General features: G+C 68.0%; 23 protein-coding genes. 8 read left to right on the forward strand and 15 right to left on the reverse strand.

Annotated elements, in window-relative coordinates; all coding sequences use genetic code 11:
- Position 1 precedes the first annotated feature (1 nt).
- The 3 genes from ruvX to A5752_RS22445 form a co-directional block, all read right to left on the reverse strand.
- Positions 2-574 carry a Holliday junction resolvase RuvX gene (gene ruvX, locus A5752_RS22435; RefSeq protein WP_067090404.1) on the reverse strand — a complete coding sequence of 191 codons (573 nt, stop codon included), beginning with the start codon at positions 572-574 and terminating at the stop codon, positions 2-4.
- 4 nt (positions 575-578) lie between these two features.
- Positions 579-3,302, reverse strand: coding sequence for an alanine--tRNA ligase (gene alaS / locus A5752_RS22440; protein WP_067090407.1), 2,724 nt, complete (start codon positions 3,300-3,302; stop codon positions 579-581).
- 147 nt (positions 3,303-3,449) lie between these two features.
- Positions 3,450-3,851, reverse strand: coding sequence for a secondary thiamine-phosphate synthase enzyme YjbQ (locus A5752_RS22445; RefSeq protein WP_067090409.1), 402 nt, complete (start codon positions 3,849-3,851; stop codon positions 3,450-3,452).
- 117 nt (positions 3,852-3,968) lie between these two features.
- Between A5752_RS22445 and A5752_RS22450 the strand changes: the two genes are divergently transcribed.
- Together A5752_RS22450 and A5752_RS22455 are read left to right on the forward strand one after the other, a co-directional pair.
- A complete protein-coding gene (locus A5752_RS22450; protein ID WP_067090412.1) occupies positions 3,969-4,589 on the forward strand; it encodes an antibiotic biosynthesis monooxygenase in 621 nt (206 codons plus the stop codon).
- An 80-nt stretch (positions 4,590-4,669) separates the two neighbouring features.
- Positions 4,670-4,978: a GlsB/YeaQ/YmgE family stress response membrane protein gene (locus A5752_RS22455; protein WP_067090414.1), complete on the forward strand. Its 309-nt coding sequence runs from the start codon at positions 4,670-4,672 to the stop codon at positions 4,976-4,978.
- A 54-nt stretch (positions 4,979-5,032) separates the two neighbouring features.
- Here A5752_RS22455 and A5752_RS22460 read toward each other — a convergent pair whose 3' ends face one another.
- The 4 genes from A5752_RS22460 to A5752_RS22475 all read right to left on the reverse strand — a co-directional run bounded on the left by A5752_RS22460 (position 5,033) and on the right by A5752_RS22475 (position 8,143).
- Positions 5,033-5,521, reverse strand: a complete 489-nt coding sequence (locus tag A5752_RS22460) for an SRPBCC family protein (RefSeq protein ID WP_067090418.1) — start codon at positions 5,519-5,521, stop codon at positions 5,033-5,035.
- The gene (locus A5752_RS22465; RefSeq protein WP_067090421.1) at positions 5,518-5,880 is read right to left on the reverse strand and encodes an ArsR/SmtB family transcription factor; all 363 of its coding nucleotides are present in this window, start codon (positions 5,878-5,880) and stop codon (positions 5,518-5,520) included. Before A5752_RS22465 ends, A5752_RS22460 begins: the two co-directional genes overlap by 4 nt.
- Positions 5,881-5,957: 77 nt before the next feature.
- Positions 5,958-7,286, reverse strand: coding sequence for a replication-associated recombination protein A (locus A5752_RS22470; protein ID WP_067090424.1), 1,329 nt, complete (start codon positions 7,284-7,286; stop codon positions 5,958-5,960).
- A 20-nt stretch (positions 7,287-7,306) separates the two neighbouring features.
- Entirely contained in the window at positions 7,307-8,143 is an 837-nt protein-coding gene (locus A5752_RS22475; protein ID WP_067090428.1) for a DUF3097 domain-containing protein, read from the reverse strand.
- Positions 8,144-8,214: 71 nt separating this feature from the next.
- On the opposite strand from A5752_RS22475, the gene A5752_RS22480 reads away from it, so the two are divergent.
- Positions 8,215-9,015: an SDR family NAD(P)-dependent oxidoreductase gene (locus A5752_RS22480; RefSeq protein ID WP_067090431.1), complete on the forward strand. Its 801-nt coding sequence runs from the start codon at positions 8,215-8,217 to the stop codon at positions 9,013-9,015.
- Positions 9,012-9,485 (forward strand): nuclear transport factor 2 family protein, encoded by a 474-nt coding sequence (locus A5752_RS22485; RefSeq protein ID WP_067090434.1) that lies wholly within the window; start codon positions 9,012-9,014, stop codon positions 9,483-9,485. Before A5752_RS22480 ends, A5752_RS22485 begins: the two co-directional genes overlap by 4 nt.
- Here A5752_RS22485 and A5752_RS22490 read toward each other — a convergent pair.
- Genes A5752_RS22490 through A5752_RS22510 form a run of 5 tightly spaced genes read right to left on the reverse strand, consistent with a single transcriptional unit; the run spans position 9,472 to position 15,553 of the window.
- Positions 9,472-10,500 (reverse strand): zinc-binding metallopeptidase family protein, encoded by a 1,029-nt coding sequence (locus A5752_RS22490; RefSeq protein ID WP_067090436.1) that lies wholly within the window; start codon positions 10,498-10,500, stop codon positions 9,472-9,474. The two genes, A5752_RS22485 and A5752_RS22490, sit on opposite strands and share 14 nt — an antisense overlap.
- Positions 10,493-11,425: a transglutaminase family protein gene (locus A5752_RS22495; protein ID WP_067090439.1), complete on the reverse strand. Its 933-nt coding sequence runs from the start codon at positions 11,423-11,425 to the stop codon at positions 10,493-10,495. Before A5752_RS22495 ends, A5752_RS22490 begins: the two co-directional genes overlap by 8 nt.
- The gene (locus A5752_RS22500) at positions 11,422-14,076 is read right to left on the reverse strand and encodes a circularly permuted type 2 ATP-grasp protein (RefSeq protein WP_067090500.1); all 2,655 of its coding nucleotides are present in this window, start codon (positions 14,074-14,076) and stop codon (positions 11,422-11,424) included. Before A5752_RS22500 ends, A5752_RS22495 begins: the two co-directional genes overlap by 4 nt.
- A gap of 20 nt (positions 14,077-14,096) precedes the next feature.
- Positions 14,097-15,035 carry a DUF389 domain-containing protein gene (locus tag A5752_RS22505; protein ID WP_067090442.1) on the reverse strand — a complete coding sequence of 313 codons (939 nt, stop codon included), beginning with the start codon at positions 15,033-15,035 and terminating at the stop codon, positions 14,097-14,099.
- Between the two features lie 50 nt (positions 15,036-15,085).
- The gene (locus A5752_RS22510) at positions 15,086-15,553 is read right to left on the reverse strand and encodes a winged helix-turn-helix transcriptional regulator (RefSeq protein WP_067090445.1); all 468 of its coding nucleotides are present in this window, start codon (positions 15,551-15,553) and stop codon (positions 15,086-15,088) included.
- 89 nt (positions 15,554-15,642) lie between these two features.
- Here A5752_RS22510 and A5752_RS22515 point away from each other — a divergent pair, with 89 nt between their 5' ends.
- Entirely contained in the window at positions 15,643-16,824 is a 1,182-nt protein-coding gene (locus A5752_RS22515) for a thiolase family protein (protein WP_067090448.1), read from the forward strand.
- A gap of 5 nt (positions 16,825-16,829) precedes the next feature.
- Here A5752_RS22515 and A5752_RS22520 read toward each other — a convergent pair whose 3' ends face one another.
- A complete protein-coding gene (locus A5752_RS22520) occupies positions 16,830-17,252 on the reverse strand; it encodes a nitroreductase family deazaflavin-dependent oxidoreductase (protein WP_067090451.1) in 423 nt (140 codons plus the stop codon).
- A gap of 57 nt (positions 17,253-17,309) precedes the next feature.
- Here A5752_RS22520 and A5752_RS22525 point away from each other — a divergent pair, with 57 nt between their 5' ends.
- Entirely contained in the window at positions 17,310-18,104 is a 795-nt protein-coding gene (locus tag A5752_RS22525) for an SDR family NAD(P)-dependent oxidoreductase (RefSeq protein ID WP_067090454.1), read from the forward strand.
- Here A5752_RS22525 and A5752_RS22530 read toward each other — a convergent pair whose 3' ends face one another.
- Together A5752_RS22530 and aspS are read right to left on the reverse strand one after the other, a co-directional pair.
- The gene (locus tag A5752_RS22530; RefSeq protein ID WP_231983484.1) at positions 18,105-18,974 is read right to left on the reverse strand and encodes a DUF8686 domain-containing protein; all 870 of its coding nucleotides are present in this window, start codon (positions 18,972-18,974) and stop codon (positions 18,105-18,107) included. It lies immediately after the preceding gene.
- Between the two features lie 44 nt (positions 18,975-19,018).
- Positions 19,019-20,797: an aspartate--tRNA ligase gene (gene aspS / locus A5752_RS22535; RefSeq protein ID WP_067090457.1), complete on the reverse strand. Its 1,779-nt coding sequence runs from the start codon at positions 20,795-20,797 to the stop codon at positions 19,019-19,021.
- A 77-nt stretch (positions 20,798-20,874) separates the two neighbouring features.
- Between aspS and A5752_RS22540 the strand changes: the two genes are divergently transcribed.
- A complete protein-coding gene (locus tag A5752_RS22540; RefSeq protein ID WP_067090459.1) occupies positions 20,875-21,792 on the forward strand; it encodes an oxidoreductase in 918 nt (305 codons plus the stop codon).
- Between the two features lie 72 nt (positions 21,793-21,864).
- On the forward strand, positions 21,865-25,017 hold the full coding sequence (locus A5752_RS22545; protein ID WP_067090462.1) for an ATP-binding protein: 3,153 nt from the start codon (positions 21,865-21,867) through the stop codon (positions 25,015-25,017).
- Positions 25,018-25,019 lie beyond the last annotated feature (2 nt).

Raw genomic sequence — 25,019 nt, forward strand, 5'->3', positions numbered from 1 at the left:
GTTAGTCATCACCGTGCGCGGCGACGTGCTCATCCGCTCCTCGCGTGCGCGCCGCGGTACGCCGCTGGTCCAACCAGTTCTGCAGAATGCCCACCGCCGCCGCTTGATCGATGACCGACCGCTGCCCCTTGGCGCGGACACCGGCATCGCGCAGCGAGCGCTGAGCCACCACCGTAGTGAGTCGTTCGTCGGCGAGGCGCACGGGTGTCGGTGTGATCCGCGCGGCGAGAGCGTCGGCAAGCGCGACGGCGTCCGAAGCCGAGGACCCCGAGCGCTCGGCGAGCGTGCGCGGTAACCCGACGATGACCTCCACCGCGTCGAGGTCGGCAGCCAACGCCGCGAGTCGCCGGATGTGCCGGTTCGTGCGGTCGCGCCGCACGGTCTCGACCGGGGTGGCGAGGATGCCGTCGGGGTCGCTGGCGGCCACGCCGATGCGCACACTGCCGACGTCGATGCCCATCCGGCGGCCGCGCCCCGGGTCCGGCGGGTTCAGTGAATCCCCTGGCCGATCCGGCAGACGATCGCCTGATGCTGCCGGCGCACGCGGATCGTCTCCCGTCGGTGTGGAATTCACGCCGCTAGCCCCGGTCGATCTCTGCTCGCAGTGCGGTCAGCGCTGCGTCGATTCCAGCTGCCCCCTTGCCGGAACCCTGTGCCAGATCGGCCTTTCCGCCACCACGGCCGTTGACCGCCGCGCCCAACGTCTTCACCAGATCGTTGGCGTTGAAGCCCAGATCCTGCGCGGCCGGGTTGACCGCGACCACGAAGGGGACGCTGTCGTTGTCCCCCTCGGCGATCAACGCGACGACGGCGGGATCACTGCCGAGCTTGCCGCGGATGTCACCGACAAGGGTGCGCAGGTCACCGGCCGACATCCCTCCGGCCATCCGCTGCGCCACGAGACGGACCTTACCGACAAGCTCTGCACCCGCGGCGGCATTCGCTGCTGCGGCGCGGGCGTTGGCCAGGCGCAGCCGATCGAGTTCCTTCTCGGCGGCGCGCAGCCGCTCCACCAGGTTCGCCACCCGCGCCGGCACCTCTTCCGACGGCACCTTCAACGTCGAGGCGAGCCCGGCCATCAACGCCCGCTCCTTGGCCAGGTGGCGGAACGACTCCAGGCCCACGTACGCCTCGACCCGGCGCACCCCGGAGCCCACCGACGACTCGCCGAGGATGGTGACCGGACCGATCTGCGCGGAGTTGTGCACGTGGGTGCCGCCGCACAGCTCCAGCGAGAACGGACCGCCGATCTCGACCACGCGAACCTGCTCGGGATACTGCTCGCCGAACAGCGCGATGGCGCCCATCGACTTGGCCTTCTCCAACTCGGTGGTGAACGTGTGGACCTCGAAGTCGGCTTCGACCGCCTCGTTGGTCACCTCTTCGATCTGGGTGCGCTGATCTTCGGAAAGCGCACCCTGCCAATTGAAGTCGAATCGCAGATAGCCGGGGCGGTTCAGCGAACCCGCCTGAACCGCGTTGGGCCCCAACACCTGTCGCAGCGCGGCGTGCACCATGTGCGTACCGGAGTGCCCCTGGGTGGCGCCGTGGCGCCACTTCGGGTCCACCGCGGCGACGACCGTGTCGCCCTCGACGAATTCGCCGGACTCCACGTTGACGCGGTGCGACCACAGGGTTTTCGCGATCTTCTGCACGTCGGTTACCGCCGCCTTGGCCGCCGTTGACGCACCCGATCCGCTGATCGTGCCCTCGTCGGCGATCTGGCCGCCGGACTCGGCGTAGAACGGCGTGCGGTCGAGGATCAACTCGATGCGGTCGGGAGGCGGGCCCCCACCGGCGGCCGAGCCGCCGAAACCGGCACCGTTGTGCGAAACGACGGGCACGCGCTTGCCGTCGACGAAGATACCGAGAATCCTTGCCTCGGAAGTCAACTCGTCGAACCCGGTGAACTCGGTCGGACCCGAGTCGACCAGGTCGCGGTAGGCCGACAGGTCCGAGTGCGCCTGCTTGCGCGCCGCGGCGTCGGCCTTGGCGCGCTGTCGCTGTTCGGCCATCAGCCCGCGGAAGCCCTCCTCGTCGACGGACAGCCCGTGCTCGGCGGCCATCTCCAGCGTCAGTTCGATCGGGAAGCCGTAGGTGTCGTGCAGCGTGAAGGCGTCCGAGCCGGACAGCACCGTCGTGCCCTTTGCCTTCGTCGCGGTGGCCGCCTCGTCGAACAGGCGCGAACCGGAGGCAAGCGTCCTGTTGAACGCGGTCTCCTCGGCAACGGCGATCCGCTCGATGCGGTCGAAGTCGGCCACCAGTTCGGGGTAGGACGGACCCATCGCGTCGCGCACGGTGGCCATCAGATCGGCCATGATCGGCTGTTCCACACCGAGCAGTTTCGCGGCGCGGATGATCCGGCGCAGCAGGCGGCGCAGCACGTATCCGCGGCCCTCGTTGCCCGGGCTCACACCGTCGCCGATGATGATGGCCGCCGTCCGGCTGTGGTCGGCGATGATGCGGTAGCGCACGTCGTCGGTGTGGTTGCCCTGCCCGTAGCCCCGGGGGGCGCGCGCAGCCACCAGGTCGATGGCCGGACGCAACAGGTCGGTCTCGTAGACGTTGTCGACGCCCTGCAGCAGGCAGGCGACGCGCTCGACGCCCATGCCGGTGTCGATGTTCTTCCGCGGCAGCGGTCCGAGGATCTCGAAGTCCTCCTTCGAGGTGCCTTCGCCGCGCTCGTTCTGCATGAACACGAGATTCCAGATCTCGATGTAGCGGTCCTCGTTCGCGACGGGGCCGCCCTCGACGCCGTACTCGGGCCCGCGGTCGTAGTAGATCTCCGAGGACGGCCCGCAGGGCCCGGGGATGCCCATGGACCAGTAGTTGTCGGCCATCCCGCGACGCTGGATCCGCTCGGGCGGCAACCCGGCGACCTGCTGCCAGAGCTCCATCGCCTCGTCGTCGTCGAGGTAGACCGTCGCCCACAGGCGTTCCGGGTCGAGGCCGTATCCGCCCTGGTCGACCGGGTTGGTCAGCAGCGTCCAGGCGAACTCGATGGCGCCCTTCTTGAAGTAGTCGCCGAAGGAGAAGTTGCCCGCCATCTGGAAGAAGGTGTTGTGCCGGGTGGTGATGCCCACCTCGTCGATGTCGGGCGTGCGGATGCACTTCTGGATGCTGGTGGCCCGCTTCCACGGCGGGCTCTGCTGCCCGAGGAAGTAGGGCACGAACTGCACCATGCCGGCGTTGACGAACAGCAGGTTCGGGTCGTCGAGTATCACCGAGGCGCTCGGCACCTCGGTGTGGCCCGCGTTCACGAAGTGATCGAGGAAACGCTTCCTGATCTCGTGTGTCTGCACGTCTGATACATCCTTGAAGTTTCGCTGGTACCTGCGACTATTCGACCGCACTACAGTACCGGTCGCGGTTGTCACGCCGAAAAGTCAACGATCGGGTGCGGCCTGCAGTGCCCTGGTCAGACTTCTCCGGGTGTCACCGACGTCACGTCAACCGCCGATGAAGCTCAGCCGGACCTTCCTTTTCGGGTTGTCGCGGTTGAGGTCGACGAGCACGATGCTCTGCCAGGTGCCGAGCTGCGGCTCGCCGTCCTCGACGGGCAGGGTCACCGACGGTGACACCAGCGCGGGCAACACATGGTCGGCGCCGTGTCCCGGCGAGCCGTGCGAGTGGCGGTAACGGTCGTCCCGCGGCAGCAGGCGTTCGAGCGTCTCGACGAGGTCGTCGTCGGAGCCCGCACCCGTCTCGATGATCGCCACACCCGCGGTCGCGTGCGGCACGAAGACGCTGCACAAACCGTCGCCGCGGCCGCCGCAGAACGAGCGCACCGCGTCGGTCAGGTCGATGATGCGGCGTTGGCCGGTCTCGATGTTCAGCACGTCGGAGTCCACGCCATCGAGCGTACGAGGCGGCTCGCCGAATTCGTTGTATCGGCCACCGCTCAAGAGGAAGCTGAGAGGTGGTCCGGCGGCGCCGCTGGGGCGCTGCCCCGAACAAAGGGGGACGCCGTGTACGCACGCTCTACCACCCTTCAAGCCCGCCCGTCGTCGATCAACGAGGGCATCGCGGTCATCCGGTCCGAGGTCATGCCCGCGCTGGAGGCCATGGACGGGTACATCGGCTTGTCGCTGTTGGTGGACCGGGAATCCGGGCACTGCATCGCGACCAGCGCCTGGGAGTCGGACGACGCACTGCGCGCGAGCGCCGAGCGGGCGGCCCCGTTGCGCGACCGAGCCGCCGACGTCCTCGGTGGCGAGGCGACGGTCGATCAGTGGCGGATCGGCGTCATGCACCGCGATCACCGCTCGGCGGAGGGTGCCTGCGTCCGGGTCACCTGGCTGCGGGTGCCCCGCGAGCACATCGCGCGCTCGATCGACTTCTACAAGACCGATGTGCTGCCGGCGCTGGAGGCGCTCGACGGGTTCTGCAGCGCCAGCTATCTGATCAACCCCGATTCAGGCCGGGCGGTGTCGTCGGCGACCTTCGACAGCCATGACGCCATGGTGGGCAACCGAGAGCAGGCCAGGGAGCTGCGCAACGCCCGCACCCGCGAACTGGGCGCCGACATCGTCGACCTCGGCGAGTTCGAGCTCGCGGTCGCACATCTGCGAATCCCAGAACTGGTCTGATCGCCAACCCGCGGAACCGTTTCGTTTATTGACGCCGGTGTCGGGGTATGTCAGCTGCACCCCGAGACCCTGGAGGAAACATGACCGTCACCGGCTTTCTCACCGCAATCGTCATCGGCGCAGTGATCGGCCTGCTCGCCCGCTTGATACTGCCCGGCAGGCAGCCCATCGGGATCATCGTGACCGTTCTCGTCGGCATCGTGTCGGCGCTGATCGGCACTTGGCTGGCCAACGCGCTCGGCCTGCCGACCGCCACGAAGGGTGTCGACTGGATCGAGTTGCTCTGCCAGCTGGTCGTCGCCGTCATCGGCGTGGCCATCGCGTCCGCGCTCATGGGGCGCAGGCGCACCGGCATGATGGGCGGCCGTCGCGGCGGCGTCCTGCGCTGACCTAACCACCCAGGCGATCCCGGCTGCGCCCCCCGGCAGCCGGGATCGCTTCTGTCACAGAACTTTCGACAACTCCGTTTTCAGCAGCTCGTCGAGTCTCTCGTAGCCTTCCGTCATCCCGCCCTCCATGCCGGAGGCCATCAGCGCGTCTCTGGCCTCGACGGTCGGGCAGATCGACCTGCCCCGCAACCTGCTGCGGCCACCGCCCAGATCCTCGAACCACAGGTACTCGATGTTGACCTGATCGGGCGCCCCCTCGAACTCGAACGTCTGCAGGATGAACTCGTTGTCGCGGACTGTGTGGAAGGTTCCGTTGAAGCCGTAGGCGCCGTCCTCGTCTTTGTGCGTGTAGCGATATCCGCCGTGGCTTCTGAACTCCCACTCCTCGATCGTCATCTCGAGCCGGCGCGGACCGAGCCACCGCTTGACCAGGTCGGGTTCGGCGTGCGCGCGGAACAGGGCCTCGACGGGTGCGTCGAATTCCCTGGTGAACTCCATGGCCAGGGTGTCCACCGGGGCCGTGAGGTCGAGTGCGTTGCTCATGTGTCGGTTCCTTTCTCAGTGGTGGCGGTCATGTCGGCCAGCAGGGTGTCCAGCCGGCGGTAGCTGCGTTCGGCGTCGAGCCGGTACCGGTCGATCCATGCGGTCAGCCGCTCGAGCGCGGCGGCATCCAGGTGTACGGGCCGACGCTGCGCATCGCGGGTCCTGGTGACCAGTCCCGCCTGCTCGAGCACCTGAATGTGTTTGGACACCGCCTGTTTGGTGATGTCGAACGGTTCGGCGAGCTCGTTGACCGTCGCCGGTCCCCGCGACAGCCGCGCCACGATGGCGCGCCGCACGGGGTCGGCCAGTGCAAGGAATGCGCGGTCGAGCCGGGACTCCTCATCGCCATCACGCTCCAATAATCAACCTCTATTTTGATCAACGTTTTGGTTGAATACCAACGTAGACGCCGTTCGGCGGGGTGTCAACGGTCGAATCAGCGCTTGCGACGGATGATCGCGCGCAGCTTGTCGAGCCGGGTGGCGATCTCGCGCTCGGCACCGTGAGAGGTCGGCCTGTAGTAATCGACGCCGACCAGCTCGTCGGGTGGATACTGTTGAGACACAACGCCATCGGGGTCGTCGTGGCTGTACTTGTACCCGATCGCGTTCCCCAGCTTCTGCGCGCCGGAGTAGTGGCCGTCGCGCAGATGCGGTGGGACCATCCCGGCCTTCCCCGCCCGGATGTCGGCCATCGCCGCTCCGAGCGCAGTGGTCACCGCGTTCGACTTGGGTGCCGTCGCGAGATGCACCGTGGCGTGCGCGAGCGTGAGCTGCGCTTCGGGCATGCCGATCAGCTGCACGGTCTGGGCGGCGGCCACCGCGGTCTGCAGCGCGGTCGGATCCGCCATGCCGATGTCCTCGCTGGCCAGGATCATCAACCGCCGCGCCACAAACCGCGGGTCCTCCCCCGCGACCAGCATCCGCGACAGGTAGTGCAGCGCCGCGTCGACGTCGGAGCCGCGGACCGACTTGATGAACGCGCTGATCACGTCGTAGTGCTGATCGCCATCGCGGTCGTAGCGCACGGCGGCCTTGTCCAGCGACTGCTCGATGGTCTCGACCGTCACCTTCTCGCCCGCCTCGGCGGCCACCTCGAGCGCGGTCAACGCGCGGCGGGCATCGCCCGCGGACAGCGATACCAGCAGGTCCACGGCTTCGTCGGTGACCTCGACCCGGCCCGCGAGGCCGCGAGGGTCGTCGATGGCGCGGCGGACCAGCGTGCGCACCGCGTCGGCGTCGAGCGGCTGCAGTTGCAGGATCAGCGACCGCGACAGCAGCGGGGCCACGACCGAGAACGACGGGTTCTCGGTGGTCGCCGCGACCAGCGCCACGACGCGGTTCTCGACCGCGGACAGCAGCGCGTCCTGCTGTGTCTTGGAGAACCGGTGCACCTCGTCGATGAACAGCACCGTCTGCTCGCCGTATGCGGCGGCGCGCCTGGCGACGTCGATGACGGCGCGAACCTCTTTGACCCCCGCCGACAGCGCCGACAGGGCCTCGAATCGGCGGCCCGTGGCCTGTGAGATCAGCGACGCGAGCGTGGTCTTACCGGTACCCGGCGGCCCGTAGAGGATGACCGAGGCCGCACCGGAGCCCTCGACCATCCGGCGCAGCGGCGAGCCCGGCTGCAGCAGGTGGTCCTGCCCGACGACCTCGTCGAGCGTGGCCGGCCGCATCCGTACCGCCAGCGGTGCCGACGCACCGACGGCACCAGCCGCCGGCGTGGGGGCCTCACCGGGGACGTCGAACAGACCGTCGGACACGCCTTCTGCTTACCACGCCGTCACGACGCGGGTTGCGTGACGAAGTCGATGAGCTCCTCCACGCGCCCGATCAGCGCGGGTTCCAGGTCGTTCCAGTCGCGCACCCGCTTGCGGATGCGCTGCCAGGCGCGCGCGGTGTCGGCCTGGCCGGCCGCCGGCCAGCCCAGTGCCCGGCACACGCCGGTCTTCCAGTCGACGCCCTTCGGCACGACGGGCCATCGCTCGACGCCCAGCCGCTCGGGTTTGACGGCCTGCCAGATGTCGATGAACGGATGGCCGACGACCAACGTGTGGGGTCCGCCCGGGCCGCGTCGGACCGCGTCCGCGATCCGGGCCTCCTTCGAACCCGCCACCAAGTGGTCGACGAGCACGCCGAGCCGGCGGCCGGGCCCGGGCCGGAAGTCCTCGACGATCGCGACGAGATCGTCGACGCCGCCGAGGTGTTCGACCACGACCCCCTCGATCCGGAGATCGTCGCCCCAGACCTGCTCGACGAGTTCGGCGTCGTGTCGGCCCTCGACGTAGATGCGGCTGGCCAGCGCGACCTTCGCCCGCGCGCCGTGCACCGCCACCGACCCGGACGCGGTGCGGGTCGTCTTGGGCGCGGACTTTTTCGGCGCGGTCAGGATCACCGGCTTGCCGTCGATCAGGTAGCCCGGCCCGATCGGGAACGGCTTGCGCCGTCCGTTGCGGTCCTCGAGTTCCATCCGGCCGTACTCGATCCGCACGATCGCGCCGACGTATCCCGTCTGCGCATCCTCGACGACGAGGCCGATCTCGGCCGGTTGTTCGGTGGAGCGGGCCCTGCGCTGGTGCGGGTTGTCGGCCAGGACGTCGAATCCATATCGATCAGCCACCGGGCGATCCTAGGGCCGCGTCCGCGACAGCCCACGACGGCGCGCCCGGCGCGTCGGCGACAATGCGGGGCATGACGGATCTCGCTCGATACGGACCATGGGCGGTGATCGCCGGCGGTTCCGAAGGCGTCGGCGCCTCGTTCGCCCACCGACTTGCCGACGCGGGGATCAACCTCGTGTTGATCGCACGGAAACCCGACGCGCTCGAGCGCACGGCCGAGGACTGCCGCCGCAGCGGTGTGGAGGTTCGAACGCTCGCCGTCGACCTGACGGATTCCGATGCGCTGCAGCGCACCGCGGGCGTCACCGACGACATCGAGGTCGGCTTGCTGATCTACAACGCCGGCGCCAACACGTGCAGCGAGCAGTTCCTCGACGGAGCGCTCGACGACTTCCAACGGGTGATCGACCTGAACATCGGCACCATGCTGGCGATGGTGCAGCACTTCGGCCGTCCGATGCGTGAGCGCCGCCGCGGCGGAATCCTCATGGTGGGCTCGATGGCCGGTTACCTGGGTTCGGTGCGGCACACGGTCTACGGCGGGGTGAAGGCGTTCGGCCGCATCTTCGCCGAGAGTTTGTGGCTCGAGCTGCGCGAGTACGACGTGGACGTTCTCGAACTCGTTCTCGGCGTGACCCGCACACCCGCGATGGAGCGGGTGGGCCTGAACTTCGATGTGCCCGGGCTGCGAGTGGCCGAACCCGAGGACGTCGCGCGAGAAGGTCTGGAGCAGTTGGCCAACGGGCCGGTGTACGTGGCGGGCGGTAACGCCGACGACGTCGCCCGCCGTAACGATCCCGACCGCGCGAAGGTGGTGCTGGGCACCGATCGGATGATGCGCAAGTTGTTGGGCGAGAGGGAAAGCCGATGACCGAGCTGGCGGACCTGGAGCGGCGTCTCCGCCGCATCGAGGACGAGCGTGCGATCGAGCGGATGATCGCGTCCTACGGGCCCCTGGTGGACGCGGGTGAAGCCGATGCGGCAGCGGATCTTTGGGCAGAGGACGGCAGTTACGACGTCGAGGGGTGGCACATGGCCGGACGCGACGAGGTCGCGGCGATGGTGCGCTCGGGCGCACACCAGGGCTTGATCCGCCGCGGCTGCTGCCACTTCCTGGGACCCGCGGTGGTCACCGTGGACGGCGACGAGGCGGTGGCGATCTGCGATTCGGTGTTGGTGACCCGCCACGACGACGGCTTCGCGGTATCGCGGGCGGGCGCCAACCACTTCCGGTTGCGGCGCAGCGACGGACGATGGGCCATCATCGAACGGCGATCCCGTCAGCTCGACGGCAGTGCCGAGGCCCGCGAACTGCTGGCCGACGGCATCACCCCTGGGTGACCTCTTCGACGACCGTGTGGATGAAACGCATCTTCTCGAGGACCGGAGCAGGCAGCACGAACGGGTAGAGATCTTCCTTGCCCATCGAGCGGTTCAGCATGTTCAGTGCCCATGACAGGGGTATCCACATTTCGATGATCGCGTCGAAGCTGCTTGGGCCCAACACCTTTCGCTCGAATGTCGCGGCAGCGGGCGCGACCCCGAAGGCCGCCGCCGTGTCCTGGGTGTCGCGGATGTGCAGGTAGTGCGCGAACGTCTCCGCCCAGTCCTCGGCGGGATGCATGGTGGCGTAGGAGGAGACGAAGCTCTTCCCCCAGTTGTCGGGCGGGCCTTCGTTGTAGTGGCGGTCAAGGGCCGCTTGGTAGTCGGCGTCGGGATCGCCGAACAGTTCGCGGAACCGGGCGTCGTATTCGGGTGACACGCTGACCAGGCGGTAGTAGTAATAGTGCCCGACCTCGTGGCGGAAATGGCCGAGCAGTGTGCGGTACGGTTCGCCCATCGCCTTGCGCAGCTGCTCGCGGTGTACGTCGTCGCCCTCGGCGAGATCCAAGGTGATTACGCCGTTTTCGTGGCCCGTGAACACTTTGTGGTGCTCGCTGGAGAGCAGGTCGAAGGCCAGGCCGTAATCGGGGTCCTCGTCACGGCCGATGATCGGCAACTTGAGTTCGTGCAGTTCGACCAGCAGCCGCCGCTTGGCGCGTTCGGCGTCGGCGAATGCCGCGAGCGCCTTGGTGTCGGAGTCCTGGGGTCGGGTGCGGGTGAGGCTGCACGCTTCGCACAGCTTGTGGTCGGGCGTCTTCTCCACCAGCCAGTTGCATTCGGCCAGATGCATGTTCGCGCACAGCTGGTACTTGTCGCCGTCGACGAAGCCGGCCTGGCTCTGCTCTTCCCCGGAGGCGATGACCAACAGCGCCATGTCATCGAGCGAGAATCCGAGCGGCCGACCACACGACAGGCACAGCGAGTTCTCGAACGCGAGGCGCTGACCGCAGTTGGGGCACAGGAAGTCACGCATGCAGCACGCCCCCCTCGAACGGTTCGACGTCAACCGCGACGTCGATCTCGCTGCTTTGCGAATCGGTGTAGATGATGCCACGCAAGGGTGGGACGTCGGCGTAGTCACGTCCGTATCCGACGGTGATGTAGCGCTCGTCGACCATCTGGTCGTTGGTGGGATCGAGCCCCAGCCACTGGTTCTGCGGTGTCCACACGGCGGCCCATGCGTGGGTCGCGTCGATACCGATCATCCGTTCCTTCCCGGGGGGTGGATCGGTCGCCAGATATCCGGACACATAACTGGCGGCCAACCCATTGGCGCGCAGGCAGGCGATGGCCAGCCGTGCAAAGTCCTGACATACCCCTTCGCGTGCCGCCAAAACCTCGCTGGCCTGAGTCGACACCGTCGTCGACCCCGAGCGGTAGGTGAAGTCGGAGTAGATCCGGTGCGTCAGGTCCCGCAGCGCCTCGATCAGAGGTCGTTCGGGCTCGAAACTCGGTGCCGCGTAATCGCGTAGGGCCGGTGTGATCTCGGGCGGCTGCAGGTCGAGGGTGAACTCGGTGGCCAGCGCCGCCTCCGCGCCGACCGGGCGGGCGATCTCCCACGGCGCCAACGCCGAACCGGCCCCGTACAGGGTCGGCGGCGGCGGATCGACCTCGACGACCGAACGGCTGGTCACCGACAACGTCTGGTGACGTTCGGTGACATGGAAGTACGAGCTGATGTTGCCGTAGACGTCGCGGCTGGTCGAGCTGTCCGCGGCGGGTGGATCGATCTCGAGTTCGTGCGACAGGCCGCGCTGACGCGCGGTGTCTCGGGGAGTGAGGAATCCTCGGCCGTAGGAACTCGTGACATCGGCGGCGTAGCGGTACACCGTGCGGTGGGTGATGCGGTAGGTGCGGCTGGCGGCCGACGACGTCGGACCGTCCGGAAAGGCGGTCACGGCATCAACCTCCGCTCGTCCGGGCCCCACAGATGCTGCATACCGCCGGGCAGCGACAGATGCGTCGCGGTGATCACGTTCGACAGTTCGCGAAGGTCGCGGTGCATACCGTCGAGCAGGGCGGCGAGCTCGGTGCGCCGACCGTCGGCGATCTCCTCGAGGTCGTCAGGGTCGAGCCGCCGCAGCCGGGTACCGATCTCGTCGACCATCCGCTCGGGGCGTGATGAACCCGAGGAGCCCGGCAGCGCCTTGAGTCCCGTGCGCAGCCGCTCCAGCTGGTAGGCCAGCGAGCGCGGATTGTCGATGTCGAACAGCACCAGTTCGGCGACCGCGGAGACGCTGACCTTGCCCAGCATCCGCCGTCGGTAGATGACCGATGACTCACACACCACGAGCGTCGATTCGGTGATGGTCTGCTCGGCACCGGGACTGCGCGCGGTGGTCAGCGTCGCACTCAGCAGCGCGGTGAGGTTGAGCCCGCGTTCGATGCGTTTGCCGATGTCCATCATCGTCCAGCTGACGTCGCGGATCATCGACTCGGCCGCCACACCCGAGAGCGCCAACATGCCCGCGAGGGTGAGGTTGGTGGCCGCCGTGAGGAACGCATCGCCCTCGGCCTGCGAATCGGGAGGCTCGTAGGCCGGACGTCCCGTCGCGGGTGGATGGAGCAGCGCGCGTTCGACAGCGGCCAGCACCATCCACGTGTCGTTGGACATCTGGTCGCGCACCGAACGGGTGACCAGCCCGAGCCGCTCGACCGAGTGCGCCAGCGACCCCGGGCGGTGCCGGTCGGCGGTCAACGACCACAGCGTCGACTGCGCGGTGGCGACCATCTCCGCGTAGTCGCCGTCGGCGCCGGTGTCGGTGCCGGTCAGGTGGCCCAGTGCGGTCAGCAGCACGGGCACACACTCGCTGCCGTCCATGTCTCGGCGGTAGCGGAATTCGTGATAGCGCTCCCTGGTCACGGTCAGCAGCCGCGCCATGTGCTCGGCGCGTTCGGCGTAGCGCCCCGCCCAGAACATGTCGGCCAGCACGCGCGGCGAGCTGACTGCCCGCGTCGCGCTCGGCGTGATCGCAGGCAGCTCGACCGGCGGCAGCCGGTCCACGGTGACCCGCTCAGGCGTCCGGACCCAAACATCCTTGGCCGCAACGGTGTTGAGCGTGTATGCCGCATCGCCGGGTGCCAGCACATAACCGAGCCCGCCGATCATCGGCGCGTAACCGTCGCGCTGAGCGACCGTGAACAGCCGCATGCCGACGTTCGTCGCCGAGAGCCCGCCCAGGCCCACAATGCTTGGCGCGGAGGAGAACTGCGGAAGTTCCTGGCCGACCCACTGCCACGGTGTGGCTTCGATGCACGAGGCGAGCTGCGTGCGCTGTTCGGTGGACAGCGCAGGACCGACGATCGCTTGCCCGCCCGTCACCGGTTTGATCAACAGTGACGGCAGGTGGGCCAGCAGGTGCGAGCGTTCCGTTCCGATGCCACCCCAGTACATCGGTGCGGTGTCGAGCACGGGCGACTCGCCGAGCAGCCGTTCCGAGAGCTGGGGCAGAAACCGCTGCAGCCCGGGGCTTTCCAGGATGCCGCTGCCGAGGGTGTTGACGACGGCCACGGTGCCGCGGCGCAGCGCCTCGACGAGGCCGGCGACGCCGAGCCGCGAGTCGGAACGCAGATCCAGCGGGTCGGCCCAGTCCGCGTCGACGCGGCGCAGCACCACGTCGACGCGCTTGAGCGTGCCCATCGACCGCATCCACAGCTTGCCGTCGCGCACCACCAGGTCGGCGCTCTCGACCAGGGGGAAGCCCAGGACGCTCGCCAGATACGCCTGGTCGAACGCGGTCTCGGAGTGGATGCCCGGGCTGAGCACCACCACCATCGGTTCCTCGGCCGACTCCGGGGCGGCGTCGATGAGCGCGAGACGGAGCGCCTGCGCCCACGGCGACGCGGGCCGCGGGCCGATCCGTTCGTAGAGGTCGGGTACGGCGTGCGCGACGACGCGCCGGTCCGCCAGCGCGTAGCCCGCGCCCGACGGCGCCTGTGTCCAGTCGGCGTTGACCGCGAAACTGCCGTCGCCGACACGGCTGACGTCGCAGCCATGCAGGAACAGCTGGTGGCGCCCGGGAACGTCGACGCCTCGCGCGGCCCGCACATAACCGGGGTGGGCGAAGAGAAGTTGGGCGGGCAGCACGCCGCTGGTGATCGACACCTGGGGCCCGTAGAGATCGGTGAGCACGGCGTCGAGCAGCCGGGAGCGCTGCAGCAGACCGGATTCCAGCGTGTTCCACTCGGTGGCCGAGATCACCAGGGGCAGCGCGTCGAGATGCCACGGCCCCGGATCGGCGGGTTCGTCGCCGTTGGTGCCGGGCTGGCCGACCACCGAACCATGGCGGTCGACCTGGACGTAGGTGATGCCGTCGTTGTCGACCAGGCTGCGCACCACGTCGCGCAGCTGCGCCAGACCGGGGCGACCACGCTCGGCTACACATTCGGCCAGTTCCTGCCACGCCGGGCGGATATCGCCTGCGGGGTCGACGAACTCGTCGTAGCCGCTACCTGCACCCGGTCGGACATCGAACAGCGCCTGCTGGACGCGCGCAGTGCGGTATCTCCCCAGCAGGTCGTCGGGAACATTCGGTGCCGGAAGTGCCATCAGTGCAGAACCGTAACCGGTCACCCCGGGATGCGGCGCGGCGCGCTGTGCCTCCGGTCGGCCAGCCGTCGCGTCCACAGCACGAGCACACCGGCCAGCACGATCGCGACCAGGTTGACCGCCAGCTGCGATGCGGACTTGGCCGCGATGTTCCAGTCCCCGACCGTGCCGGCGACGACCGCGAAGCCCGCGGCGGGCACGGTCATGACCGAGATGAAAACACCCACGAGCGCAGCGGATTTCGAGGTGATCAGCGACAGCATCCCGGCCGTGCCGGCGAGGAACGCGACGACGAACGACAGCGGGCCGACCTGGAAGATGAAGTCGACCTCGTCCAGTTCGCTGGTGCTGGTGACAGTGATCCAGCCGATCGCCTCGCCCGCCAGGACCGCGGCCGATGTGACGAGCATCGCGACCGGGAACCCGACCAGCAGCGCCAGCGCAGCGCGTCGTGCGAGGTACCTCCGGCGGCGCACCAGCGACACGGCCAGCGCCGCCAGCGGTCCGAACTCGGGGCCCACCACCGTCGCACCCACGACCGTGACCGGCGAGTCGGTCACCACACCGATCGAAGCGATCAAGCAGGCCACACACAGGAAGGCCAGGAAGGTGACGTTCAGACTCGATTCCTCGCGGGTGCGCACCGCCAATTCGTCCCACACCACCGCGTCGGCGGGATCTCCGTCGGCCTCGTCCTCGGCGCGGTACGCACGGGCCGAGAGCACGGTGTCGACGAAGTCGAGGGTGATCGCACCGCGGTCCTTGACCCGCAACTTCTTGAGCGCGTCGATGACCTCGTTGGCCGACTCCCTGGCGATGTCTGCGGTGATCTCGTCTCCGCGCGGTTCCACGGCGGCGTCGCGGTGAATGACGATGTGGGTGACGCCCGGGTTGTCCTGAAGGACGGCCATGACGGCGTCGCGCTCATCCGTCGGCGAGATGACGCGCAGATGCAGCACATCGGCACCCTACGCATCGCGCGCAGGCTCGCGTCGCCGAACGGGCGGGTTCACCGCTTCAGCCGCACCGCCAGTTCGTCGGGCGGTACGGGGTGCCCCTCGGCGCACCGGATCTCGACCGTGGCCTCCGCGCCGCACCCCTGGTGCGCCAGGCGCAGCGGTGTGCGGTTGGGCAGGTGGCGCCTGCCCCACTCGAACATCGCCCAGACCACCGGCATGAACTCCCGGCCGGCCTCGGTGAGCACGTACTCGTCGCGGCTGCGCTGGCCCGGCTCCTGGTAGGGCTGCCGCTCCAGCAGACCGGCCTCGACGAGATCCGAAAGCCGCGACGCCGCGGCGGCTTTGGTGATCCCGACCCGGCGCCAGAAATCTTCGAACCGAGTGGTGCCGTAGTACGCCTCGCGCATGATGAGCATCGCCGACTTCGTGCCCAGCACCGCCATCGTCTTCTCGATCGGACACTCCCCGACCGCCGACCAGGCGTCCCGGTCGGCCAGCCTCCCCTGCAGAACTGTCATGGAATTCACCCTACCCCTGAGTTGTTCCATCTATACCTAGCTGGTATAGCTGGGTATAGACAAGTTCACTCAGCGTGGAGGAGGCAGCAATGTCCGGATTCTCGGGTCGGGACGCCGTGATCGTCGGAGCGGTTCGCACCCCGATCGGCAAGGGCAAGCCGAACGGAGCGCTGCACGACGTGCTGCCCGTTGACCTGCTCGCACACAGCTTGAGGGAACTGGTGGCCAGGACGGGGATCGACCCGGTGCAGATCGACGACGTCATCGCCGGGGCGGTCACCCAGGTCGGCGACCAGGCGGTCAACATCGCGCGCAATGCCCTTCTGGGGGCGGGATTCCCGGAGTCGGTGCCGGGCACGACGGTCGACCGTCAGTGCGGCAGCAGCCAGCAGGCCATCCACTTCGCCGCCCAGGGCGTGATCTCGGGCGCATACGACATCGTCGTCGCCGCCGGGGTGGAGTCGATGTCGCGGGTGCCGATGGGTTCGAGCGTGCTGCCGGGCAGCGATCCGTTCGGTGCGATGGCGCAGCGGTATCCCGAAGGCCTCGTGCCCCAGGGCATCAGCGCGGAGTTGATCGCCGCGAAGTGGGGTCTCTCGCGTCAACAGCTCGACGAGTTCTCCGCGGGCAGCCACGAGAAGGCCGCCGCCGCGACCAAGGAGGGCCGCTTCGACGACGAGCTGATCCCGGTCAACGGCCTGACCACCGACGAGATCATCCGGCCCGGTACGACCGTCGACACGCTCGCCGCGCTGAAGCCGGCGTTCTACAACCCCACTTACGAACAGCGCTTCCCGCAGATCGGTTGGGAGATCACCCCGGGCAACTCCTCGCCACTGTCCGATGGCAGTGCGGCGGTGCTGATCACCACGAGCGAGGTGGCCGCACGACTCGGCCTGCGTCCGCTCGCGCGCATCCACTCGATGACCGTCGTCGGGTCGGATCCGCTCTACATGCTGACGGGTGTCATCCCCGCGACGGAGAAGGTGCTGCAGCGTGCCGGGCTGACGCTCGCCGACATCGACCTATTCGAGGTCAACGAGGCGTTCGCGCCCGTCGTCCTGGCCTGGGCGCAGGAAGTCGGAGCCGATCTTGCCAAGACGAACGTCAACGGGGGCGCGATCGCGATCGGTCATCCGCTGGGCGCCAGCGGCGCGCGGATCATGACCACGATGGTCAACGCGCTCGAGCAGCGCGGCGGCCGCTACGCGTTGCAGACGATGTGTGAGGGTGGCGGGATGGCCAACGCCACCATCATCGAGCGCCTCTGAACCGATCAGGCTCGGGCGAGCTCGAAGACCGGGATGACCCGGCTGGTCTTGGCCTGGTACTCGCCGAACACCGGCGTGATCTCGACCAGCTTCGGGTAGAGCTCATCGCGCTCCTCACGGGGCAGCTCACGGGCGGCGGCGTCGTATTCGCCTGCGCCGATCTCGACGCGGACCCGCGAATCGGCGCGCAGATTGTGCACCCACGCCGGGTCCTTGTCGGCGCCGGCGTACGACCCGACGACGTAGATCCTGTCGTCGACGTCAAAGTACGCCAGCGGCGACACCCGCGGCTGGGACGACTTCGCGCCGGTGGTGTGCAGCAGCAGAAGGTTTGCGCCCTCGAACGGTCCGCCGACCTTGCCGCCGTTGGCGCGGAACTCCTGCACGACGCCCGCGTTGAAGTCGTTGATGTTGTCGATCTCGGTCATTCCCTCTCCAAGTCCCGGCAGACGCCCCGGTATTCCGCACCCGCATAATCGACGACCATGCGGGTCATCGTCACGGGCGGTAACAGCGGCGTGGGCAAGGCCACTGCGGCGGCTCTGGCCGCCGACGGGCACCGCGTGGTGATCGCCTGCCGCGACGTCGACAAGGGCCGCCGGGCCGCCGACGAGATCACCGGAGATGTCGAGGTGGCCGCCCTCGATCTGGCCGACCTGTCCAGCGTGCGCTCGTTCGCCGGGTCCGTGGAATCCGTTGACGTGCTGGTGAACAACGCCGGCGTGATGGGGATGCCGTTGACGCGGACGGTCGATGGCTTCGAGGCCCATATCGGCATCAACCACCTCGGCCACTTCGCGTTGACGTGCCTGTTGGCCGACCGGATCACCGACCGGGTGATCTCGGTGGCCAGCGCGACATACCTGTTCTGCAGCCTGCACCTCGACGACCTGAACTGGCAGCGGCGCACGTACTCGAAGTGGAGCGCCTACGGCGAATCCAAGTTGGCCAACCTGCTGTTCGTCGCGGAACTGGCCCGCCGCGGTGTGCGTGCGTACGCGACCGACCCCGGCGCGACGGACACCGACATCACCCGATCGCTGGGCATGGGCGAGCACCGGCGCATTCGGCGCCTGATGCACACCCCTGCCCAGGGTGCACGGGCCACGCTGCAGGCGGTGACGACGGATCTGCCGAGCGGTACGTATCTGGCGCCGCGCTTCAACCAGATCGGCAGGCCGAAGGTGACGCGGTTGCGGCCCAAGGCCGTGGATCCGATGAACGCGCGCCGGTTGTGGGACGCGTCGGCCGAACTGACCGGTTGCGACTGGCCGGCCTGATCACTCCTTCTGCCGCCACCAGGCCACGATGTAGAGCACCATCGCCGCCGCCAACGCGATCAGCACCCACAAGACCACCGCGAGATCGATCCACGCGCCCGCCGGCGGCGCGCCGGGCAACAGGTTTCGCAGCGGAACCACCGCGAACAGCATCGCCGCGAACCAGGTTGTCAACGGCGGCAGAAACTTTCGACGACCGAGCACCGTCTCGATCGCCACGAACAGCGCGGCCGCCGGCAGCGCGATCAGCACCAGCAGGACCCCGATGTCGAATGCGAGCGCTCCCCTGGTGCGCTCGGTGCTGAAACGGATCGTCGGCACCGAGTCGGCGCTGCCGTGCTCGGTGCGCACGTCCCACCCGTTGATCTGCCCCGCGACGATGACGGGCGCCACGATCGGGCGGGGTTGCGCCCCGCCGCCCACGAAGGCCTGCACGCCGATGATGTCGGTGGTGAAGGTGTCGAACGGCCAGTTGTCCGGATCGCCGACCGCGACCAGTTGAGTCGTCGTGTCATTTCCGGAGAGCGTGGGATGCACGTAGATCAACTCGCCCGAACTGCTTCGGGAGGTCAACCGGATCGTGACGTCGTCGGTTTCGGCTGCCTGCGGTTCGGGGCCCGGGTGCAGCAGGACGTCGGCCACCAAACGGTTCTGGATCGCGTTCATCTCGCGTAACCGGATGATGACGACCGTCTCTCCGGTGACCGACGGTTCGGAGAACTGGAAGTGACGAGGCGCGGGCTCCAGCAGCGCGTAGCCGATCAGGGAGCCGACGTAGACGGCGATGACGGCCACCACCGTCGTCACGACGGTGATCCGCCGTCGCCGACTCCCGGCCGAACCTGTCGTCGGCGAGACCACACCTGTCACGCGCGGATCGTAGCCCGCCGCAACCGGATCCGGTGGAGTTCGGGTCAGTCGGCCTTCGGCTTGGCGTCGATACCGGACTCCTTGCGCTGCTGCGCCGTGATCGGGGCGGGCGCTCCGGTCAGCGGGTCGACACCGCCGCCGGACTTCGGGAACGCGATCACTTCGCGTATCGAGTCCGCACCGGCGAGCAGCGCGGTGGTGCGGTCCCACCCGAACGCCAGGCCGCCGTGCGGTGGGGCGCCAAAGGTGAACGCCTCCAACAGGAATCCGAACTTCTCCTCGGCCTCGGCCTTGTCGATACCCATCACCGCGAACACCCGCTCCTGAATGTCGCGGCGGTGGATACGGATCGAGCCGCCACCGATCTCGTTGCCGTTGCAGACCACGTCGTAGGCGTCGGCGAGCACCGCGCCGGGATCGGTGTCGATGCGGTCCTCGAACTCCGGCTTCGGGGCGGTGAACGCATGGTGCACCGCGGTCCAGGCGCCGGAGCCGACGGCGACGTCACCGTGTGCGGTTGCCTCGTCGGCGGGCTCGAACAGCGGCGGGTCCACCACCCAGGTGAACGCCCAGGCGTCGGGATCGATCATGTCGAGCCGCTTGGCGATCTCGATGCGGACCGCGCCGAGCAGCGCGCGCGAGCTCTTCGCCGGGCCGGCCGAGAAGAACACGCAGTCACCGGGCTTCGCGCCGACGTGGGCGGCCAGGCCGTCGCGCTCGGCGTCGGACAGGTTCTTGGCCACCGGACCACCCAGCGTGCCGTCCTCGGCGACCAGCACGTAAGCCAGTCCCTTGTGCCCGCGCTGTTTGGCGAAGTCCTGCCAGGCGTCCAGCGTGCGCCGCGGCTGGGAGGCGCCGCCGGGCATGACGACGGCCCCGACGTACGGCGCCTGGAACACCCGGAACGGGGTGTCCGAGAAGTACTCGGCGCACTCGACGAGCTCGAGACCGAACCTCAGATCGGGCTTGTCCGAACCGAACCGGCGCATGGCGTCGGCGTAGGTGATCCGCGGCAACGGAAGCGGGACGTCGTAACCGATCAGCCGCCACAGCGCCGCGACGACCTCCTCGGCGACCGCGATCACGTCCTCGGAGTCGACGAAGCTCATCTCGAGGTCCAGCTGGGTGAACTCGGGCTGGCGATCGGCGCGGAAGTCCTCGTCGCGGTAGCACCGCGCGATCTGGTAGTAGCGCTCCATGCCCGCGACCATGAGCAGCTGCTTGAACAGCTGCGGGCTCTGCGGCAGCGCGTAGAACGATCCCGGCTGCAGCCGTGCGGGCACCAGGAAGTCGCGCGCACCCTCCGGGGTCGAACGGGTCATCGTCGGCGTCTCGATCTCGACGAAGTCGTGGCGCGCCAGCACCTCGCGCGCGGCGGCGTTCGCCTTGGAGCGCAGCCGGATCGCGTGGCCCGGCCCGTCGCGGCGCAGGTCGAGGTAGCGGTACTTGAGGCGCGCCTCCTCGCCGGCCTGCTCGTCGAGTTGGAACGGCAGCGGCGCGCTCTCCCCTAGGACGGTCAGCGAGGTCGCGTTGACCTCGATCTCGCCGGTCGCGATCTCCGGGTTGGCGTTACCTTCGGGGCGGATCTCCACCACACCGTCGATGGCGATGCAGAACTCGGCGCGCAACCGGTGCGCCGCCTCCAGGACTTGACCCTTCTCAAGGCCTTCGCGGAACACCACCTGCGACACTCCCGACGCGTCGCGCAGATCGATGAAGATGACACCGCCGTGGTCGCGGCGACGTGCCACCCAGCCGGCCAACGTCACCTTCTGACCGGCGTCGGCGGGCCGCAACGATCCGGCGGCATGACTGCGCAACACTCAAACTCCTGAGGAAATCGCCTGACAAGACAACTGCCCAAGTGTAGAGGGGCCGAATTCGCCGGTAACTTGGCGCTGTGGATGAGCGCTCGCGCGAAGACCCTGGCTCTGCGACCCGTATCGCCCTCGTCGGACCCGGTGCGATCGGTTCGACGGTCGCCGCCCTGCTGTATGCGGCCGGCCACGCGGTGACTCTGTGCGGCCGCACGCCGCGCGACTCCATTGAGGTCGTCTCCGACGACCGCGCCCCGATCGTGGTGCCCGGTCCGGTGCAGACCGACCCGACCGTCGTCGACGGGCCGGTCGACGTGGTGCTGCTGGCGGTGAAGGACACCCAGAACGAGCAGTCGGCCGGATGGCTGGCGAAGTTGTGCGACGAACGCACCGTGGTGTGCGCGCTGCAGAACGGCGTCGAACAGGTCGAGCGCGTCGGTCGCTACTGCCCGGCGTCGACGGTGGTGCCTGCGGCCGTGTGGATTTCGGCGGAGCCGACGGCGCAGGGTCTTGTGCGGCTGCGCACGGGTGCGCGTCTGGTGCTGCCGGACACCGCGGCGGCGCGGACGTTGGCGGATCTGTTCGACGGCAGCGCCGTCGCGGTCGAGATCGATCCGAACTTCCTCGACGCGGCGTGGCACAAGCTTCTGGTGAACGCCGTCGTGGGGTTCATGGTGCTCAGCGGCCGCCGGTCGGGCATGTTCCGCCGCGACGACGTCGACGGCCTGGCCCGCCGCTACCTGGCGGAGTGCCTCGCGGTCGCGCGTGCCGAGGGCGCGAACCTGGGCGACGAGGTGATCGACGACATCGTCGGGCTGCTCGCGAAGTCGCCGGAGGACATCACGACCTCGATGCTGACCGACCGCGAGGCCGGGCGGCAGCTCGAGTGGGACATCCGCAACGGCGTGATCGCCCGCAAGGGCGCCGCGCACGGGCTGAGCACGCCGATCAGCGAGGTGTTGGTGCCGCTGCTGGCGGCGGCGAGCGACGGGCCCGGATAACGGTACGAGCGGCGCTGTACGGCGATATCGTTTTTCGTCACCGATTGAGCCACGCCCTCCCGGAGGCGGCGGATGGACGTACCGGCGCGCTGCCCTACATGTGCTACCGAAGCGCGTGTCGGAGCCCGGTTCTGCGACGGGTGCGGAACCCGGCTGGACCAACCTCATGTCGCCGAGTACAAGCAGGTCACGGTGCTGTTTGCGGACGTGGTCCGGTCCATGGACATCGCCGCGGCGCTAGGGCCGGAGCGGTTGCGGGAACTGATGACGGAGCTCGTGCTGCTCGCCACAACCGTCATCCGTCACTATGACGGCACCGTGAATCAATTCACCGGCGACGGAATCATGGCGCTGTTCGGTGCTCCGAGAGCGCTGGAGGATCACGCGCGTCATGCATGTCTGGCGGCGCTCGACATCCAAGAACAGGTGCGGGCCTTGGCCGCGGAAACCGCTCGCCGGTACAACATCGCCCTGCAGCTGAGGATCGGGCTCAATTCCGGACTGGTTGTCGCTGGCGACATAGGCCCCGAGGCTCTTGCGTACACGGCGGTCGGCGAGCACGTCGGGATGGCCCAACGGATGGAATCGGTCGCGCCGCCTGGCGGAGTCATGCTCAGCGAATCCACGTCGCGATTGATGGAAAACGTCGCGCAACTCAGCGATCCTCAACCCCTCCACATCAAGGGATCGACCGAGCCGGTGATGGCGCGTCGGCTATTGGCTGTCGGCAAGCATCGCCGCACGGGCCAGCGGACGACCCCACTCGTGGGCCGACAGCGAGAAATGCTGCTCATAGAGACGGCGCTCGATGAGGCGCTCCGCGGCCGAGGACGGGTCATCGGCATCGAAGGCGCGCCTGGTATCGGTAAGAGCCGCATTGCTCAGGAAGCCGTCGCAAGGGCCACCCAGCGCGGCCTCGACATCGTCTCGACGTATTGCGAATCCCATACCAGCAAGATTCCGTTCTTCGCCGCTGCGGAGCTGCTGCGCTCGTTCTTCGGCGTCGACGGGTTGGAACCAGCCGAAGCTGCGGTCAGGATCCGAACCAAGGTGCCGGAGGCCAACCGCGAGGATCTCGACCTAATGCACGATCTGCTCGGCATCGTCGACCACGGCGCTGGCAGCGGTATCGACCCAGACGCCCGCGGGCGTCGGCTCATCGGATTACTCCACGCGGCTCTCATGGCACGCACCGAACCCGCCGTATACGTCATCGACGATGCGCAATGGATCGACGCCGTCAGCGAGTCGATGCTCGCCGAGCTTTTCTCCGCCGTCCCGAAAACCCCTGCGCTGGTGCTTATTACGTACCGCCCCCATTACCACGGTGAGCTGAGCGGAGCGGGCAGCTCAGCCGTGATTACCGACATGGTCTCGCTGAGCCCACTGGACCGCTCACGCACATCTGCACTCCTGACTGAATTGTTGGGGTCGGACCCATCGGTGGCGCAGATTGCCGATCGCATTGCCCACCGCAGCGCCGGCAACCCGTTCTTCGTCGAGGAGATCGTGCGTGATCTGTCTGAGCGCGGGATTCTCGACGGTCGCCGCGGTGCCTATACCTATCACGGCGAGGGCGACGTCAGCGTTCCGCCGACCGTTCAGGCCACCATCGCCGCCCGCATCGACCGTCTGGGTGCAGCGGCCAAGCGAACGCTCAACGCGGCGGCCGTAATAGGGTTTCGGTTCCGTGACCGGCTTCTCAATGCACTCGATGTCAGCGAGGTCGCCGAACTGGTGGACGCCGAACTCATCGAACCCGTGTCGCCGTCCGATTACACGTTCCGCCATCCACTGATTCGCGCGGTCGCCTATGAGTCCCAACTCAAATCGAGCCGTTCGCACTTGCACCGTCTGGTCGCCGCCGCCATCGAGAACCAGGACCCATCGTCGGTGGACAAGAACGCTGCACTGATCGCCACTCACCTGGAGGCGGCAAATGACCTGCCCGAGGCCTTCGGCTGGCACATGCGGGCCGGCAACTGGTTGCGGCTTCGCGACATCGGCGCGGCCCGGATGAGTTGGGTGCTGGCACGTCAGGTTGCCGACCGCCTGCCCGCCGATGACCCCGACCGCTCGACGATTCGGATAGCACCGAGAACGTGGCTGTGCGCAACGGTGTGGCGTGTCGGAGGCAGCCTTGATGACGTCAAATTCGATGAACTGCGCAGACTTACGGACGCCGTGGGGGACAAGCGGTCGCTGGCAATGGGGATGATCGGACAGGTGCAGATGCTGAACTTCCACGGGGAGTTCCGTGAGGCGTCCCGGCTCGCGTCTGAGTATGCGAGCACTTTGGATTCGATAGGCGATCCCGAACTGACTGTCGCCTTTCTCGTCACCCCGATTATTGCGAAGTGGAACGCCGGCGAGATCTCCGAAGCGATACGGCTGTCCCAACGAGCAATAGACCTCGCGGACGGCGACCCAACCATGGGAAGCCTGGTCATCGGTTCACCACTCGCCTTCATGTTGGCACTGCGTGGCTCTGCCCGATGCTGTCTGGGGATCGCGGGGTGGCGCGACGACTTCGACCGCGCAATCACGATCGCCCGCAGCGTCGACCCGTTCACGTTCTGCGTCGTCGTGCAGTTCAAATACATCGCGGTCTTGAATTGGGCACTGCTGGCCGACGATGTCGCGCTGCGGGACACGGCAGAAGCGATGGAGATCGCGACGCGGGGTGCCGACGACTTCACGCTGGCGAATGCCGAATTCGCGCACGGCCTGGTGCTCGTACGTCGCGGCGGTACTGACCGCGAACACGGCTTCGATCTGCTCGAGCGGGCGGCCCGGTTGGCACGCGAACACCGGTACACCATCATTGCGGCGTGGTGCCGCGACCTCGATGTCGCGGCAGAGATGAACCGGACTATGGAGTACCAGAGCGCAGTTGAGCTCGCCGAACGTGTTCTGGAGGAGGAACTGGGCAGCGGCGAGCGCATCAATGTCGGTTGGAGCACGACCGTCCTCGTCGAAGCGCTTCTCGGCCGCGCATGCTCGGGCGACCTCGACCGGGCACAGGAAGCGGTCGACCGGTTGGCGGCCATACCGGCCGAACCCGGCTTCGTGTACCAAGAGTTGCCCGTGATGCGACTGCGAGCGTTGTTGGCCGAAGCCCGCGGCGACGACGAGGCCTATCGCGCATTTCGCGACAGCTACCGCACCCGCGCGGAGTCCACGGGCATGGAAGGCCACATCGCGATCGCCCGCGAAATGGACTAGAC

Origin of the sequence: Mycobacterium sp. 852002-51961_SCH5331710 (genome assembly GCF_001665535.1) — a bacterium.
GTDB lineage: Bacteria > Actinomycetota > Actinomycetes > Mycobacteriales > Mycobacteriaceae > Mycobacterium.